Annotated in this window: 13 protein-coding genes; 8 read left to right on the top strand and 5 right to left on the bottom strand. The window is 58.3% G+C overall.

The genetic code is table 11. From position 1 onward, the window contains the following. Window positions 1-535: 535 nt before the first annotated feature. From R3D51_11105 to R3D51_11095, 3 genes are read right to left on the bottom strand one after another with little or no spacing between them, the layout of a single operon-like run. Window positions 536-1,870, bottom strand: coding sequence for a HAMP domain-containing sensor histidine kinase (locus R3D51_11105; GenBank protein ID MEZ5900028.1), 1,335 nt, complete (start codon window positions 1,868-1,870; stop codon window positions 536-538). Then, window positions 1,867-2,532: a response regulator transcription factor gene (locus R3D51_11100; GenBank protein ID MEZ5900027.1), complete on the bottom strand. Its 666-nt coding sequence runs from the start codon at window positions 2,530-2,532 to the stop codon at window positions 1,867-1,869. The genes R3D51_11105 and R3D51_11100 overlap by 4 nt, the downstream gene beginning before the upstream one ends. Then, entirely contained in the window at window positions 2,532-2,864 is a 333-nt protein-coding gene (locus R3D51_11095) for a peptidase (protein MEZ5900026.1), read from the bottom strand. The genes R3D51_11100 and R3D51_11095 overlap by 1 nt, the downstream gene beginning before the upstream one ends. Window positions 2,865-3,019: 155 nt before the next feature. On the opposite strand from R3D51_11095, the gene R3D51_11090 reads away from it, so the two are divergent. From R3D51_11090 to R3D51_11055, 8 genes are all read left to right on the top strand, one after another. Beyond that, complete coding sequence (locus tag R3D51_11090) at window positions 3,020-3,304, top strand: PepSY domain-containing protein (protein ID MEZ5900025.1); 285 nt, start codon at window positions 3,020-3,022, stop codon at window positions 3,302-3,304. Between the two features lie 74 nt (window positions 3,305-3,378). Next, on the top strand, window positions 3,379-3,684 hold the full coding sequence (locus R3D51_11085; GenBank protein ID MEZ5900024.1) for a PepSY domain-containing protein: 306 nt from the start codon (window positions 3,379-3,381) through the stop codon (window positions 3,682-3,684). Then, window positions 3,681-4,238: a cytochrome b/b6 domain-containing protein gene (locus R3D51_11080; GenBank protein MEZ5900023.1), complete on the top strand. Its 558-nt coding sequence runs from the start codon at window positions 3,681-3,683 to the stop codon at window positions 4,236-4,238. Before R3D51_11085 ends, R3D51_11080 begins: the two co-directional genes overlap by 4 nt. Before the next feature lie 284 nt (window positions 4,239-4,522). Continuing rightward, entirely contained in the window at window positions 4,523-4,888 is a 366-nt protein-coding gene (locus R3D51_11075) for a DUF3489 domain-containing protein (GenBank protein MEZ5900022.1), read from the top strand. Between the two features lie 2 nt (window positions 4,889-4,890). Beyond that, a complete protein-coding gene (locus R3D51_11070; GenBank protein MEZ5900021.1) occupies window positions 4,891-5,376 on the top strand; it encodes a DUF2924 domain-containing protein in 486 nt (161 codons plus the stop codon). Continuing rightward, the gene (locus R3D51_11065; protein MEZ5900020.1) at window positions 5,369-7,102 is read left to right on the top strand and encodes a recombinase family protein; all 1,734 of its coding nucleotides are present in this window, start codon (window positions 5,369-5,371) and stop codon (window positions 7,100-7,102) included. Before R3D51_11070 ends, R3D51_11065 begins: the two co-directional genes overlap by 8 nt. Window positions 7,103-7,814: 712 nt before the next feature. After that, window positions 7,815-8,624, top strand: a complete 810-nt coding sequence (locus R3D51_11060; protein MEZ5900019.1) for a TraX family protein — start codon at window positions 7,815-7,817, stop codon at window positions 8,622-8,624. Window positions 8,625-8,695: 71 nt separating this feature from the next. Then, window positions 8,696-9,691: a S41 family peptidase gene (locus tag R3D51_11055; GenBank protein ID MEZ5900018.1), complete on the top strand. Its 996-nt coding sequence runs from the start codon at window positions 8,696-8,698 to the stop codon at window positions 9,689-9,691. Here R3D51_11055 and R3D51_11050 read toward each other — a convergent pair. Both R3D51_11050 and R3D51_11045 read right to left on the bottom strand, forming a co-directional pair. After that, window positions 9,686-10,435, bottom strand: coding sequence for a 4'-phosphopantetheinyl transferase superfamily protein (locus tag R3D51_11050; protein MEZ5900017.1), 750 nt, complete (start codon window positions 10,433-10,435; stop codon window positions 9,686-9,688). The genes R3D51_11055 and R3D51_11050 overlap by 6 nt on opposite strands. Continuing rightward, window positions 10,432-14,676: an AMP-binding protein gene (locus R3D51_11045; GenBank protein ID MEZ5900016.1), complete on the bottom strand. Its 4,245-nt coding sequence runs from the start codon at window positions 14,674-14,676 to the stop codon at window positions 10,432-10,434. Before R3D51_11045 ends, R3D51_11050 begins: the two co-directional genes overlap by 4 nt. Window positions 14,677-14,705 lie beyond the last annotated feature (29 nt).

Genomic DNA, 14,705 nt, shown 5'->3' with positions numbered 1-14,705 from the left:
CATCAGCGTCCCGACGACTATGCCTTGCTAGCGTCCGTCTACCCAATCAGCGAAATCACCGCTTTTTGTGAGAGGAAACACCGCAATGCAAAGAAGCTCAAGCGTTTCAGACAGCTATAATGCTCTAATGGGAGCAACGTCCACGTCGACGACACATCGACGTAGAGCGGCACGGGCGGTGCCACTCACGCAAGCGTTCCTCACCCGCCGTCCGTCAATTCCGGCACAAACAAGGGGAACTCGGGGCATTGCGGCCACGCCTGCATCGTTCCTCGATCACTTTAGTTTTCGGAAATCGGACGTCGCGATGCTGGGACTGACAGCGTTGTGGTGCGTGATGGTATTGGCCGAACGGCTGCTCCCTATCTGAGCGGCGACTCTGTCACCCCGAGGAGTTGAAATTCGGGGTCAAAACTTGCCGGGTAGCTCACGTCCGTGGCGCTGCCGGTCTTCCCTTGGCAGCAGACGACGTGGTGGCTCGCAAGGAACGGGAGAGACGGGCCAGGAGCTGCCAAGGCATTGGCCAAAGTTTCCGCTAGAAGGTCACCTTCAGACCGCCAAGAGAGGATATCTCTAGCGACAGCCCCCGGTCATACGCCGCAAGCACATCCTGCACGATCGCCAGACCCAAGCCTGCGCCATCCGGTCTCTGATCCAGACGCGCCCCGCGCGCGCGAACCCACTCCCTCATATCTTCCGGGACTCCGGAACCATCGTCCTCGATCGATACGCGCCCATCATCGGAGGCGCTGATCCGGACTTTGGCGCGGGCGTGACGTCTGGCATTGTCGAGTAGGTTGCCGAGCACCTCTGCCGCGTCGGTTCTGTCCATGGCGATCTTGAAGTCTGCGGCCAGATCGATTTCGAACGACAGTCGCTCTCCCGGTCCGCTTCTGCGCTGAATCGAAACGAGCGATTCGACAAGCGGGCCAAGTAGTGTCGGCGGGGGACCGCCAAAGCCACGCTTTCCGCGAACGCGCGCTCGCGCCAACTCCCGTTCAATGTGCCGGCGCATGGTTTCGCAGACTTCCTCAATCCGACCGGCAATATCGGCATCGCCGCGCGCCCGGAGGGCGCGGACGTCGGCCGAGAGTGCCGACAGCGGCGTCTTCAAACCATGCGCGAGATCGGCAGCGCGGCCACGCGCGCGCCCAAGATCGGTTTCCTGCGCCTTTACGAGCGCATTGATCTCCTGCACGAGCGGCGTGACTTCCGACGGCGTGGCGCCTTCGATCGCCGTGGCTTGTCCTTCGCGGATGGCCGCAATGCCTTCGCGGACCCGCGCCAACGGTCTCAACCCAAGACTGACCTGGACCCACGTCGCAACGGCAAGGACAAGACCCAAGAGCGCCAGAGACGGAATAAGATCATCAGTAAACGACCGTCTCGCTGCAACGATCTTGGCCAGATCGGCGGCGACGACAAGCCGAATTGGCAGCCGGGTCTCATTGAACTTGAGAAGGACCGTTCTCTCGACGGCGAGCAGCGTGCTGGCACCGGGTCCCACGACGCGATGATGATGCACCTCGCCGGGCGACAATGCGTCGTGGGGTAGCGGTATCGTTGCGTCCCACAGCGAGCGCGACCGCACCACGGCTCCGGCCGGCGTACCGAGCTGCCAATAGAGTCCGTACAAGGGCTCGGCGAAGCGCGGGTCAGCCGGTTCGCGCGTCAGTTTCGGCAGGCCCGTCGCGTCCAACTCGAGTGCGGCGATCATCTGGCGCAGATCGACTTCGAGATCATCGGCGAGCGACCGCATCACATGGCGTTCGAAAAGGACGCTGAGGCCGAGCCCTGCTAAAACAAGTGCGGCGAGGATGGCCGCCGCGCCTCCGGCGGCGAGCCGTAGCCGCAATGAGCCCGGCTTCACGACGCAGCCTCTTCGACGATGTAGCCGAAGCCTCGCCGAGTCTTGATGAAATCGCCGCCGATCTTGTGCCGAATTCGCGCTATCAACGCTTCAATCGCGTTGGAGTCATAGGCATCCGCTGAGCCGTGTATATGCTCGCTCAGCTCACCTTGAGGAACGACGCGGCCGATATTGTGCATCAGGTAGGCAACGGCACGGTATTCGAGCGGCGCCAAATCGACCGGGACGCCGGCCACGCTCACGCGCATTTGCCGTTCATCGAGCATCAGATCGCCCGCCGTTATCAGGGATGACGAGTGTCCGCTCGATCGCCTTACGAGCGCTCGAATGCGCGCAATCAGTTCTTCCATACGGAAGGGTTTGGGCAGGTAGTCATCGGCGCCAGCATCGATGCCTTCCACGCGCTCCATCCAGCTGCCGCGTGCGGTGAGTGCAATGACCGGCATATTGCGCTTGGCGCTCCGCCACTTCTTGAGCACGGCCAATCCGTCCATCCGCGGCAGACCGAGATCGAGAACGACGAGGTCATAGTCCTCTGTATCGCCGCGAAACCATGCGTCCTCCCCATCGGCTGCGAGGTCGGTCAAATAGCCGGCAGTCCGGAGCGCACTGCAGACATCCGCGGCAATCCTCAAATCATCCTCGACGACGAGAACGCGCATCATTTGTCCTCGATTCTTGAGATCTCAGCGGTTGCGGCATCGACGGAGACCTCGAACATGCGGCCTTGTCTGTCGAGGACGCGAAACTCGTAGACCCAGCGGCCGTCCGTGTACTCAGCTTCGACACCAACGATCTCACCGGGCAGCTTGGGTTGTACAAACTGCAAGACGTCGACGAGGGGCTTGATCTCGCCGCGCTCGACCGCTCCTCGAATTCTGTCATGCCGGTGATTTTCGTCGCCGCGTTCGTCATCATCTGCGAAAGAGGGTGCCACGGTTCCAAGCAGGGCCGTCAAAACCAGTAAAGCAAATTTAGGAGAGCGTCGCAGCATATTGATTGATCTCTGACAAATGTCCGTCCCGACGCTACGGCCGGTGACCTGACGAAATGCTGACGGCTCGCATCAGGAGGCGGTCACCCGCCCTGCTGCATAAGGCGTGCATGTCGCCCATGAAGAGGCGGCGTGATGTAGCAGAAGGAGACAACATGCGCACCGCTCCAAACCTAGCCGTCATAGCCCTGGCAATCGGCCTTGCCCTCACCTCGAATGCGTTCGCAAGCGAGGACGAAGGCTGCACCAAAGCTCCAAAGGAGCAATGGCTGACGCTCGAACAGCTCAAATCGAAACTCACCGAGCAGGGATACAAGGTCAAGGAAATCGAGTTCGAAGACGGCTGCGCGGAAGCCGACGTCGAGGACAAGAACGGCACGAAGTCCGAACTGAAGCTCGACCCCGTGACCGCCAGCGTCGTCAAATCGGAAGACTCCTGACCGCTCGCCGCCGCCGACAGGGCACCTGCATGACGCGGGGTTACTCAACCAAACAATGCAATAAGGAACATGTCATGAAGAGAACTATGATCGCCGCCACTGTCTTTGCCGCACTCAGTGGAAGCGCATTGGCTGAAAGCTTCGGCAAGCCCTGTACCAACGAGCCGAAGAGCAAGTGGATGACGCTCGAAGCCATTGAGAAGATCGTCAAGGATCACGGCTACGTGGTTGCCAAGTCTAAAATGAAGGGCTCGTGCGCTGAGATCTATGCGCGAGACACCGATGGCAAGCGCATCGAGTTCTTCATCGATCCGGCGACGGGCAATCCCGTCGGCACCGTATGGTCGGCCCTGCCCAAGAAGGGGACCGCGTCGCGATGAATTTCGAACGATCGGAAATTGCCGGCGGCCCCATGCCGCCGGCAACAATGAAGGTGTGGGACCCCTTTGTCCGCATCTTTCACTGGAGCCTCGTCGTGCTTTTCGTGGTCGCGTTCTTGACCGGCGACGAGATCGAATGGCTGCATCTGACGGCAGGCTATGCAATCGCCGCACTCGTTGCCTTGCGAATCGCATGGGGTTTTGTTGGTCCCCGCCACGCGCGCTTCACCAATTTCGTCAAGGGGCCGCGGGCAGTCGCCGAATTCTTAAAGCAGAGCGTGCGACTGCAAGCCCCCCGCGTTGTCGGACACAATCCCGCCGGCGGCTGGATGATCGTCGCGCTCCTCGTCATGCTGGCGGGGCTTTGCATAGCCGGCACGCTCATGACGACAGATGCGTATTGGGGTTCGAAAGCACTGGAGGAAATCCATGAGGCGTTGGCGAATGTGACGCTCGCTCTGATTGGGCTCCACGTCTTTGGTGTCATCGTTGCGAGCGTCGAGCACGGAGAGAATCTCGTGAAGGCCATGCTGACGGGCCGGAAGAGATCGTGAGCGTAGATACTTCGGCTGAGGGTCAGTCGCGCCGTTTCTGACGCAGCGAATATCATCCGCTCAACATCCAAAATCGATAGCACGCCTTCGTTAACCGACGCGTCCAATTTCGCGCGCTTCGGAGCGAAATCAGGCCTCGACTTCTGCCGCAAAGGACGCATTGGTGGCGTGACGGGCGCCGGTTAGCTGGGGTGCCGAATTTTCGGGGTTCGCCTCGCGGAACGCGGGGCTTCGGGTGGTGGGAGCGCCGAGGTGGCGCAACCTTGAAACCCCTGGAGCCCACCATGACCACAATGGAAGCCCGCGTCTCGAGCCAGACCAAACGAACAAAGTCCGCAACCTCTGCCAAAAGCGAAAAGCCCAAGGCAACTGAAAAGTCTTCTTCAAAGCACACCGTCGCAAGCAAGGTAGAACCCAACGACGAGCAGCATACCGCGCGCGTCACGAAACAGGATCGCATCCTGACACTTCTGCGCCGGCGCGACGGCGCCACCATCACGGAAATGATGGAAGCCTCGGGCTGGCAGCAGCACAGCGTGCGTGGGTTCCTCGCAGGCACGATCAAGAAGAAGCTCGGCCTCGCACTCACGTCGTCGAAGACCGCGGGCGGATTGCGCCGCTACCGCATCGACACAAAGCGCGGTCGCTGACGATGGGCGTTTCGTTTCACACCGACCTCGAAGCCAAGCTTATAGCGATCGAGATACTCGGTCTCCCAGAGCTGCGAACAGAATGGCGGCGGCTTTATCGAAAGCCGCCGCCACACAGGCTCAGTCGTGATCTCCTGATCCGCGGCATCGCCTACAAGATCCAGGAGGCCGTTCACGGCGGGCTTTCAAAGCCGACCCTTCGGCGTCTCAGAATCCTGTCCGATCAAAGCGCCTCAGGTGCCGAACGCAAGCTTGAACGGCAGACCGCTTTCAAGCCCGGAACGAAGCTGCTGCGCGAATGGAACGGAACAACCCATGAGGTTCAAGTCTTGGCCGACGGCTTTGAATGGCGCGGGCAGACCTACGCTTCCTTGAGCAAAATCGCCGAGGCCATCACCGGCGCACATTGGTCAGGCCCGCGCTTCTTCGGCTTGAGAGCGCGAACTCAGTCGCCGACCGCCCGCTTGCGGGAGGGCAAAAATGACTAATGCCTCGACCGCAACGAAAGCGTCGCGCTTGCGCTGCGCAATCTACACGCGAAAATCTTCTGAAGAGGGCCTGGAGCAGGATTTCAATTCTCTCGATGCGCAGCGAGAAGCGTGCGAGGCCTATATCTTGAGCCAGCGCCACGCCGGTTGGCTCGCCCTTCCTGAGATGTATGACGACGGAGGCATTTCTGGAGCAACTCTCGAACGGCCGTCCGTCCAACGTCTTTTCAATGACGTCCGTGACGGCAAAGTTGATTGTGTTGTCGTCTACAAGGTTGATCGGCTCACCCGCTCCCTGGCAGACTTCGCCAAGATCGTGGAAATATTCGACGCGTCGTCCGTCTCGTTCGTCTCCGTTACGCAACAGTTCAACACAACCTCGTCCATGGGGCGCCTGACGCTCAACGTGCTCCTTTCCTTCGCCCAATTTGAACGCGAAATCGCCGGTGAACGCATCCGCGACAAGATCGCCGCGTCCAAGAAGAAGGGCATGTGGATGGGTGGCTACCCGCCGCTGGGATATGATGTGCGCGACCGAAAACTCGTGATCACACCGCACGAGGCAGAAACTGTCAGGCGCATCTTTCGGCGTTACCTCGAACTCGGTGCTGTGTCGGCCTTGAGGAACGACCTCAGCCAACAGGGCATCGTCTCCAAACAACGGATCGACAAACACGGCAAGACGACAGGTGGAAAGCCATTTGCCCGCGGGGCGCTCTATCATATGCTCAAGAACCGGATCTACCTCGGCGAGATCGTCCACAAGGACAAGGCATATCCGGGCGAACACGCGCCGATCATCGATCGACCGCTCTGGGATGCGGTTGCGAAGCGGCTCGAGGACAACACGCATGACCGTGAGGCCGCCGCTGGAGTTCAAGAGGCTAGCCTGCTGACGGGCATTCTGTATGACGGAGATGGTTGTCGCTTAACACCGAGCCATGCCGTAAAAACTGGCAAGCGCTATCGGTATTACGTATCCAACAACTTGATCACGGGGCCGAGAGCCGAAGCACCACGCGGTCGCCGTATCCCGGCGAGCGATATCGAAGCGCTTGTCGGGAAAACGATCAAGGACTTCCTTTCGTCGGGCCCCGCCGTCCTCGAAGCTCTTTCTGAAATCGGCTTTGAAAAGGTGCCAAAGCAGCAAATCTTAAGTAGTGCTGCGGACCTCGCGGGTGGTTGGGAACAGCGGTCACCAACTGAACGCAGAGTGCTGATCCGGAGGATCGTCAGTCGGGTCGTCATTCAACCAGGGCACATAGACGTCGAGATCGACCGGTTGCACGTCTTCTATGCGCTGACGCAACCCGGAAAGCCGGAGGCCAGGAGACGCGGCGAGATTGGCAGCGGCCAGGACCCTATCGTCTTGAAAGTGGACGCCGCATTGAAACGCGCAGGACAAGGCATGCGACTCGTCGTGCGCGCTGCGACAGCGCAAGCACCGAACACCACGCTGATCAATTTGTTCGTCAAAGCTTTTGATGTCCGCGAAAAGATATTCAACGGGACCGGCGAGAGCATCGAAGCATCCGCGCGGCGGATCAAAACGAACGCCAACTACATCACGGCACTTCTGCGGATCAGTTTCCTCGCGCCAGATATCGTTGCAGCGGTGCTCGACGGTCGTCATCCGACGACGCTAACGGCGAGGAACTTCATCACGAAGACACACACGTTGCCTCGGGAATGGTCGCTTCAGCGACGTCACCTCGGCTTCCTTTGATGCAACAGAGGCGAGACTTCGCACACTCAGCGGAGAGCGAATCATGGCACGTTTTCAAGATTGAAAAACGGACGAATAGCGCACGCGCTTTTGGCGCGAACCCGCAGCACGAAAAAGGCCTCGAGAGATAACCTCGTCGTGTAGGCGGCATATCCCGCGAATTGACGTCTCTCATCGCGGCTCAGTCACACGCACACCGCGCTAACCGTCGGAAGTTAGGCGCCAATTCACTATACGACAAAAAGTCTTTTTTACAGCGATATAAATGGCTTAGACGTTGGCTGGGGTGGGAGGGTTCGAACCTCCGCATGGCGGAATCAAAATACGAGACAGATAGAACAAAGCAAGATAATTCAACGTGTTAGCTGGGCGCCCGTTGCAACAATTGCCCATCGGATCAGCACAGTGCGGGACTAAATCCCGCAAAACTTACGCAGAAGTTTGCACCGCAGTCTTCATGGCCAGTAAATCCGATTGTCCGAGCGATCCAGGCCCCCGAGATCTTGGCCTTAATCTTGTCCTTCGCTCCTACATCTCAAGATTTGGATTACCTTTCGCTATCACTCGCAATCGTGTCACTGAGGCACCTGGAGGAACCGGCGTCTGTGGCCTAACAGTTTGGGGCTAGATAAAGTGGTTGAACTGCTCCAAGCAATTCGACCAGCAGCCGGCCCCTGAAAAGTGCCAGCCATGCGCGGTAGGTTGCATTAAAATGTCTGCACCTCACACGGTCGACAACACCGATTGGCTAAAGGCTTGTGCAATTATTCTAGTTGCCATTGACCACTTTGGGCACTTTTTTGTCGAAAACGATTCTTGGTGGAGCACGCTAGGCCGTATGGCAGCTCCTCCATTTTTCTTCCTCATGGGCTATGCCAATACGCGGCAGGTGCCGCTAAGTTGGCTTTCACTCGGTTTGGTTCTCACGGTACTTGAAAGCTGGAACGAAGACTGGAATTGGGTCTCGCCGAATATTCTACTAAGTTTCGCATTGATCCGATTGGTGCGCCCGTATGCCGCGCAATTCATTGAAAACTTTCAATGGCTCGCTTTCACTGGAGTAATTTGTTTCTTGGTTCTAGCGCTGCCCCTCACATCGAACCTCTTTGACTATGGCGCAGAGGGTTGGCTTTGGGCACTGTGCGGACTTTTGCAACGTATGTATGTGAACTACACTTCAGCTTCCAAAGTGGTTGGAGCAAACTCTATGCCGCGAAACGACTCGCAGCGGCACTTGAGCGCCATGCGCATACTTGCTTTCCTCATCACAGTACCGCTCTATGTTTGGTTCGAGCAAATTGAGTATTCTTTTTCGCAAGCTCAACTGGCAGTCTTTATCGTTGGAATAATTGTTCTATCGCTGGCCCTCGTCCGGTTTCGTCGCGGCGCAAGTCCCATTCAACCACCTCAATCGATGACAGCAATGCTTCGTTTTGTCGGAAGGTACACCTTGGCGATCTATGCCGTTCAACTTGCCGTATCGGAGCTGATCGTTGGACTCTGGCCAGACGCAGGGTTGTGACCCTTGCCACCGGCACTGATGTCAAAACCAAACATTGCTAAGCGCTCGTGCCTGCTGCGAGGGATCGGACAATGATCGATCGCGACCCTGTGAGAAATTTTGAAGTCTTCTGGAAAACCTTTTTCGAAAGATATCCGTTTTTCGAACTGAGGCGAGTCGACTGGGTACGGCAATACCAGATCTATCGACCGCGCATCACGGGTCTGACCACAGATGCGGAGCTATTCGATACGCTGTGTTGCATGATCGATCCCCTGAACGATGGACACGTGGAGGTCAAAGCCCAGATCGATGGTATGAAACGCCGCTTCACAGCGGAGAAGCCAACTCGGTTTCATACTGCGCTTGGCAAGGATGGTGTACGGCAGCTATTTCAGACGACATCGAGAACGCTCGTGTCCAACGGATTTGACGTGCCAGCCCCCACAGAAGCCTGGGTGCTTCACTACGGACGCTCCGAGAGCATCGGCTATTTGCGCATTTTAGAGCTCGAAGGGATCGGTAAGAAGAAGCTTTCAACTGCACTCAATAAGTTGCAGCAGGACTTTTCCAGCCTCAGGGGCTTCATCATCGACATTCGCGGCAATCCCGGCGGCGACGACAGCACAGCCATCGCGATCATCAACCGCTTCGCAGACCGTCAACGGGTTGCCTTCCATAGGCGGACGAAGCTCGGTTGTGGTGCGAACGACTGGTCGCCCCTCAAGACATGGCATTTGGAGCCGCATGGCAGTCCCCGCTTCGTTGGTCCCATTATTCTTTTGACATGCGACGCGGTCTTTAGCGGCGGCGAGGCGTTCGCACTTGCCTTGCGCGAGCTCCCCAACGTCACGATCATTGGAGATCATACGAACGGAATATTCTCATACACTCTAGAAAAGACCCTGCCCAACGGCTGGGATTATTGCCTCTCCTATCAACAGTACCTATCTGCAGACATGGTTTGCTTCGAGGGCAGGGGTGTGCCGCCTGATATCGAGTTGTTGAACACCAGGGTTGACATCGAAAGGGGGATCGATCCTTTAATTGTTCGCGCGCTCGAAATCCTCACCCCAGTCGGGTCATAATCGCGCGCGCAAGACGAGCGATGTGCAACCGTCTGTGCCGTCCACCGGATGGACTTGGATGCGACCGACATCGCCGAAGGCCGCCGGTGCGCAGATAATTCGTGGGGAAGGCTTGAGATCGAGAACGAAAGTGGAAAGACCGTAGGGGATGCCTTCGCCTATCGATTTCAGTGCTGCCTCCTTCGAAGTCCATAGACGGAAAAAGGCGCTTCTACGCTCCGCGCCGGTCAAGGATAAAATGGCTGTCGTCTCGCGCGCCTCGAAGTAGTAGCGGCACATCTCCAAGTCCTCAACGTCGTCAGCCGAATCCTCAATGTCGATCCCGATGTCGTGGGTTGACGACCAAGCGCCAACGAAGCCGAGCCGGCACGCGGAAAAACTGAAAGAGTATTCGGGACGCCCTGCAAGATAGGGCCGCCCCTTGGCTGTCCAGCCTAAATCGAGGTCATGAAGCATGTCTGCACACCCAAGTGCATCGTACACACAATATCGCTGGAAAGATCGGCGTTGCTGGAAACGCTCCCGATCGGCATCTGTCAGGAACAGCTCAGACTGCCGTTGCTCGACATCGGGCAGTAGCGATGCACAGAGTTTTGATACCTCCGGTTCACGCGACCAAGGGGCGTATAGAACACGGATGGTCGCACCCGCTATCTCCGGCGTACAATCACGCGCGCAGCTCCGGAAGTGGCGGTCGACCTCGGGCCGTTGAACTTTTGATGTGGGGAAAAGTGCCTGCCTCATTGAGCGGCTTCCCGGCAAGTTTCAGCAGCAGCAAACCCAACGGGACTTCCTTCGTAGGTTCCCGTTGGCAACGTCATCCCCTTGAGGACCAGCGAAAGGGGCATCACCGAGGTCCCCGGCTCGACATTCACGCCTCCCATCACCGTGGCACCGAAGGCGATCGAGCAACCGTCAGCTAGATGGGTCCGCTCAACCTTCAGAACCATGTTCTCAAACGTGTGGAATTGCATGAAGCCCCCCACGACGCAGTCAGCTCCAAAGCTGACCGCATTCCAGTCCGAGCATTGCATGGGTTCCGTCACGAGAGTTCTGGGACCGATCCGACATCCCATCGCTCTCAGAAGCGGATTTGCGAGGACGGTGCCCGCAGCCAATGCCAGATATCCCCGGCACCAGACGAAGAAGCAGTCCTGAGCGAAGAAGTAGCTGAAGTGCCTCCAGGACCAGAACGCAGTGCGATGATCTCTTCCCCAATCGTTGCCGACAAGTATTCTCTTCGCTCCCACGCTCAGCAGAACGATCGCAGCCTCCGTGATGAGAATAGCCGCGATAGAGCAGGAGACCGACCCGGCGCCTGTCCGCAACAAAGCAATGAGTGCAACCGAGAACACGAGGAGCTCAGTCACGCGCTGCAATCCGATGCCGACGAAGTCGTTCAGCAGAGTTCGAGCTAGAAACAGTGGAAAACTCGGGAGGCAGTGATCGGCGTTCTCCTCCTCGGAAGATGCGCTAGCAAATCGCACCGGCGGATTGCCCGCCACGACGATGGGTTGCCCGGGACGCGTGCGGATCTGCCTCCGGAAATCTATTTCGCTGCACGGCGTGGAAACGCCGAGTAGGAAGTTCGACGGCATTTGGCCATGCTCGATGACGCAATTGTTGCCGCTGAAGAATTTGCGCGGCATGTCGACGTGGCGCAGCGTGAGGTGGTGCGGTCCGTAGTCGAGCATGTTCGTGAAGCTACCGTTAGACCAGAAGACCTCGGCGTGGACACGCGCCGTCTCCGGGACGAGATTGAACATGATATCGCATTCAGAACAGCCCAGCCGGCTGAATCGCACGCCAGCAAGCGACCTCAAATACTGGCCAGTAAGCGTCCACGTCCATATGCGTTGAATGGCATTCAGCATGTTGATCCGGAGCATTAGAAGCGCTCCGGCTAAGCTGTGCGTGTTGTGAAGTCCTGGACGTGCGGCTGTCACCCGCACGAAAAGACAGCCGAGGACCGAAGTGACGGCGATGGTGAGCCAAGTGGTCACGAACGCGTAAAGTGCGAGCCGCCACATCATTTGAAGCAGTGGTGCATGACTGAAGTAGGTAGACGACTCGTCGAGATCCGGCAGCGGCGTAAAATCGCGCGCAAGCCAAGCGATCATTGCGGCTGGTGCCACGGTGACAGCGATGTTGGCCAATATCTGCATCGCGATGTTGCAACTCTCCAGCAACCAGATTGGGTAGGAGATGCGGGCGACACGCCGGGGGCGATCCAGATCGATAAACCGGCCAGCCAGTCGGGCCGGCCCACCCTCCCACATCTCGTTAGGGCCGGTATCGCGAAGAATGGGAGTGAAGGGCGTTACCCACGTGCCTTGTCCGACCCTGACGCCATTGCCGACGGCCGCGCGCATGCCGATTTTGCAGCCGCTCTCCAGATCGATCTTCCCGATGTGGAGTTGCTGGCCGGTCCATCTCACCGGCTGGATGTAGGCCCCGGTTTGGATGGTTACGTCATCATCGATGCATACAAGTTCAAGCGGACCCCTTATTACCGCGTCCTGCGCGCACTGCACATTGCGGCCGACCCGTGCGCCGAGCTGTCTTAGCGCGAACGTCATCAATGGCGCGCTTCGAAACATCATGCTGAGCTGTCGGAGTACGAGGGCCTCCATGCGGGCGAGGCACCAGACGCGCAGATGCATCCGGCTCCATTTCGGATAGATGCCCGCTGTGACCTTGCCAGGAAGGAAGCGCTTGATAGAAAGCACCCACAGCAGCGTCGCAAACGGCATCGACAGGCCGACAAAATAGAGCCCCACACCGACTGCGAGGAATTGAAAAAACGTGCCTGCGACGAAGAAAGCACCGATCTCAAGCATGCTCACCGCGACAACCAGCGAAATCAGGCCTGGCGAGATTAATAGCAATGCGAATGCCAATTGCAGGGCCGTGAATACTGCGACCGGCAGCGCATTATCCGTGGCAGAGCCAGACGGCGATTGGCGCTCAATCGCTTTGGCCGGAATGGTCGGCGCAGCGGCCTGAGACGCCTGCCGGGGGCGTTGCGCAACCTTGCGGGGCGTATTGCAGTCACTCATCAGTGCGCGGACAGGAATGGTCCATCCGGCGCTTTGCAGCTTAAGAGCCAAGCGCGCGATGACGATCGAATGGCCACCGGATCGAGCAAACTCGTCGTCCCATCCGATCGGTGTTCCAAGGACGCTCCTGCAGATCGCGAGCACCTCGACGTTATCGAGTTCCCGGGCAACGTTGGCTTGTGAGAGATCGTCGGTCGCCGCCCCATCGAGAAAGCGTGCAGGTGGTTCAACTGTGCCTGCACTCTGCAATAACTTAGGAAGTTTGCTTCGGTCGATTTTTCCCGACACTGGCTTCATGACAAATTTTTCGACCAGGACAATCCTGGACGGGACGGACGGTGCCGGAAGCTGCCGTGCAAGCGTCGCGGTTATGCGCGCGGCCCATTCTTCCGGCGCTGCGGCAACCTCAGCTTTCGTTCCGTTGCTGAGCGAGGGGGCAAGGACAAAAGCTATGAGCGCCTCGTTCTGGTAGTCGAGTACTGCAGCTTCGATTTCGTGAAACTGGGTTTGCAGCATGTCCTCAACTGCTTGAGCCTCGACGCGGTGTCCGCGTACCTTGAACTGCGTGTCTATTCGGCCGAGGAAGTGCACCTGCTGGGTTTTGATGTCGATCACGCACTTGTCGCCCGTTCTATACAAACGCCCGAACGTAGGGTGCTGAATGAACCGGCTTGCCGTCTGCTCCGGCAGGTTTCGATATCCGCGCGCCAAGTGCACCCCGCCGATACACAGCTCTCCAACCTCGCCATGCGGAACAGGGTCGAGCTTATCGATCTCTAAAATGACGTAGGTGACGTTGGGAAACGGCGAGCCAATCGTGATCGGCTCGCCGGCCTTCAGACTCTGGCGGCTGGTGTCTGTGCTTGCCTCTGTTGGGCCGTATGTATTGATGATCTGCCGCCGTGCCCGCGTCCAAGGTTCTACGAGGGCGCTCGGGAATGCCTCGCCGGCCGGAACGATGTAGCGGCACAGCGGATAGGGCAGATCCACCTCCGGTGTCGGCGTCAGAGTGGAAAGAAGCACTGGTGGGCAGAACAGCACCGTCACTTCCGCCGCCCTCAGGATCGGGATCAGATCGGGGCCGGAGCGCACCTGATCCTTCGTCAACATCACCACAGCGCATCCAGACACCCATGCACTATACATTTCCGAGATGCTGCCATCGTAGCCAAGCGATGAGGTTAGCGTTGTCGCATCAATGCCGGGCACGAGATCGAAATAGTCGGCATAGCTGAGCGCCAGATTGATGTAGCCGGCATGTGGAGATTCCACACCCTTGGGCATTCCCGTCGTGCCACTTGTGTAAAAGATCGTCGCCAGTCTCTGTGTCGGGTCATCGAGCCACGAAGGCGGGAGAGGCGGCGAGACCTGCTTGGGAAGTTTCGAGATGTCGAGCGTGGGCAGGTCGCGATAGCTGTCCTGGCCCAATGTTAGAACGACGACCGGGTTCGCGTCCGCGATCATGTGCGTAACCAGGCTATCCGGGAGCGTGGTGTCGAACACCACCAGTGTCCCACCCGCTCTCAGAACGCCGAGATGAGCCGCCACGATGTGCCAGCTATCCTGGGGCATCGACAACGCAACAACTTGATCGGGGCCGGTAAGAAATTGCGATAGGGCAGCGGCTATCGTATCGGCGCGCGTATCGAGCTCCCGGAAGCTCAGCGTCTCACCTGTGTGGGGAATTTGAAGTGCGGGATGGTCGGGAAAGCGGGCGGCCGAGCGGCTGAAAACCTCGCTCAGCCACCGCGCACCTCTTTGATGTGGGACCTTGTCGTAGACACTTTCGTCAAAGATGTCCCTGAGGCTGTAAGGACAGGTATCGAAAGGCTCGTCCCTTACAGCTTTTGCAGTCCACAGATACCGTCTCCACGCCACGTAGGTCAGCAATACCACAGTTGCGAAGATGGTTGCTGCCAGAGTCAAATGTGCCGTCCTAGCTCGAGGTGGTGACG

The sequence above is a fragment of the Hyphomicrobiaceae bacterium genome (genome assembly GCA_041397645.1).
Lineage (GTDB): Bacteria > Pseudomonadota > Alphaproteobacteria > Rhizobiales > Hyphomicrobiaceae > Hyphomicrobium_B.
Note: the sequence above shows the minus strand (reverse complement) of the source record. Positions and strands in the feature narration are given on the sequence as shown.

Bases quoted from the DNA above. Each gene is read 5' to 3' on its own strand.
- R3D51_11100 (MEZ5900027.1), bottom strand. From the start codon at position 2,532: ATGCGCGTTCTCGTCGTCGAGGATGATTTGAGGATTGCCGCGGATGTC.
- R3D51_11095 (MEZ5900026.1), bottom strand. From the start codon at position 2,864: ATGCTGCGACGCTCTCCTAAATTTGCTTTACTGGTTTTGACGGCCCTG.
- R3D51_11090 (MEZ5900025.1), top strand. From the start codon at position 3,020: ATGCGCACCGCTCCAAACCTAGCCGTCATAGCCCTGGCAATCGGCCTT.
- R3D51_11085 (MEZ5900024.1), top strand. From the start codon at position 3,379: ATGAAGAGAACTATGATCGCCGCCACTGTCTTTGCCGCACTCAGTGGA.
- R3D51_11080 (MEZ5900023.1), top strand. From the start codon at position 3,681: ATGAATTTCGAACGATCGGAAATTGCCGGCGGCCCCATGCCGCCGGCA.
- R3D51_11075 (MEZ5900022.1), top strand. From the start codon at position 4,523: ATGACCACAATGGAAGCCCGCGTCTCGAGCCAGACCAAACGAACAAAG.
- R3D51_11070 (MEZ5900021.1), top strand. From the start codon at position 4,891: ATGGGCGTTTCGTTTCACACCGACCTCGAAGCCAAGCTTATAGCGATC.
- R3D51_11065 (MEZ5900020.1), top strand. From the start codon at position 5,369: ATGACTAATGCCTCGACCGCAACGAAAGCGTCGCGCTTGCGCTGCGCA.
- R3D51_11060 (MEZ5900019.1), top strand. From the start codon at position 7,815: ATGTCTGCACCTCACACGGTCGACAACACCGATTGGCTAAAGGCTTGT.
- R3D51_11055 (MEZ5900018.1), top strand. From the start codon at position 8,696: ATGATCGATCGCGACCCTGTGAGAAATTTTGAAGTCTTCTGGAAAACC.
- R3D51_11050 (MEZ5900017.1), bottom strand. From the start codon at position 10,435: ATGAGGCAGGCACTTTTCCCCACATCAAAAGTTCAACGGCCCGAGGTC.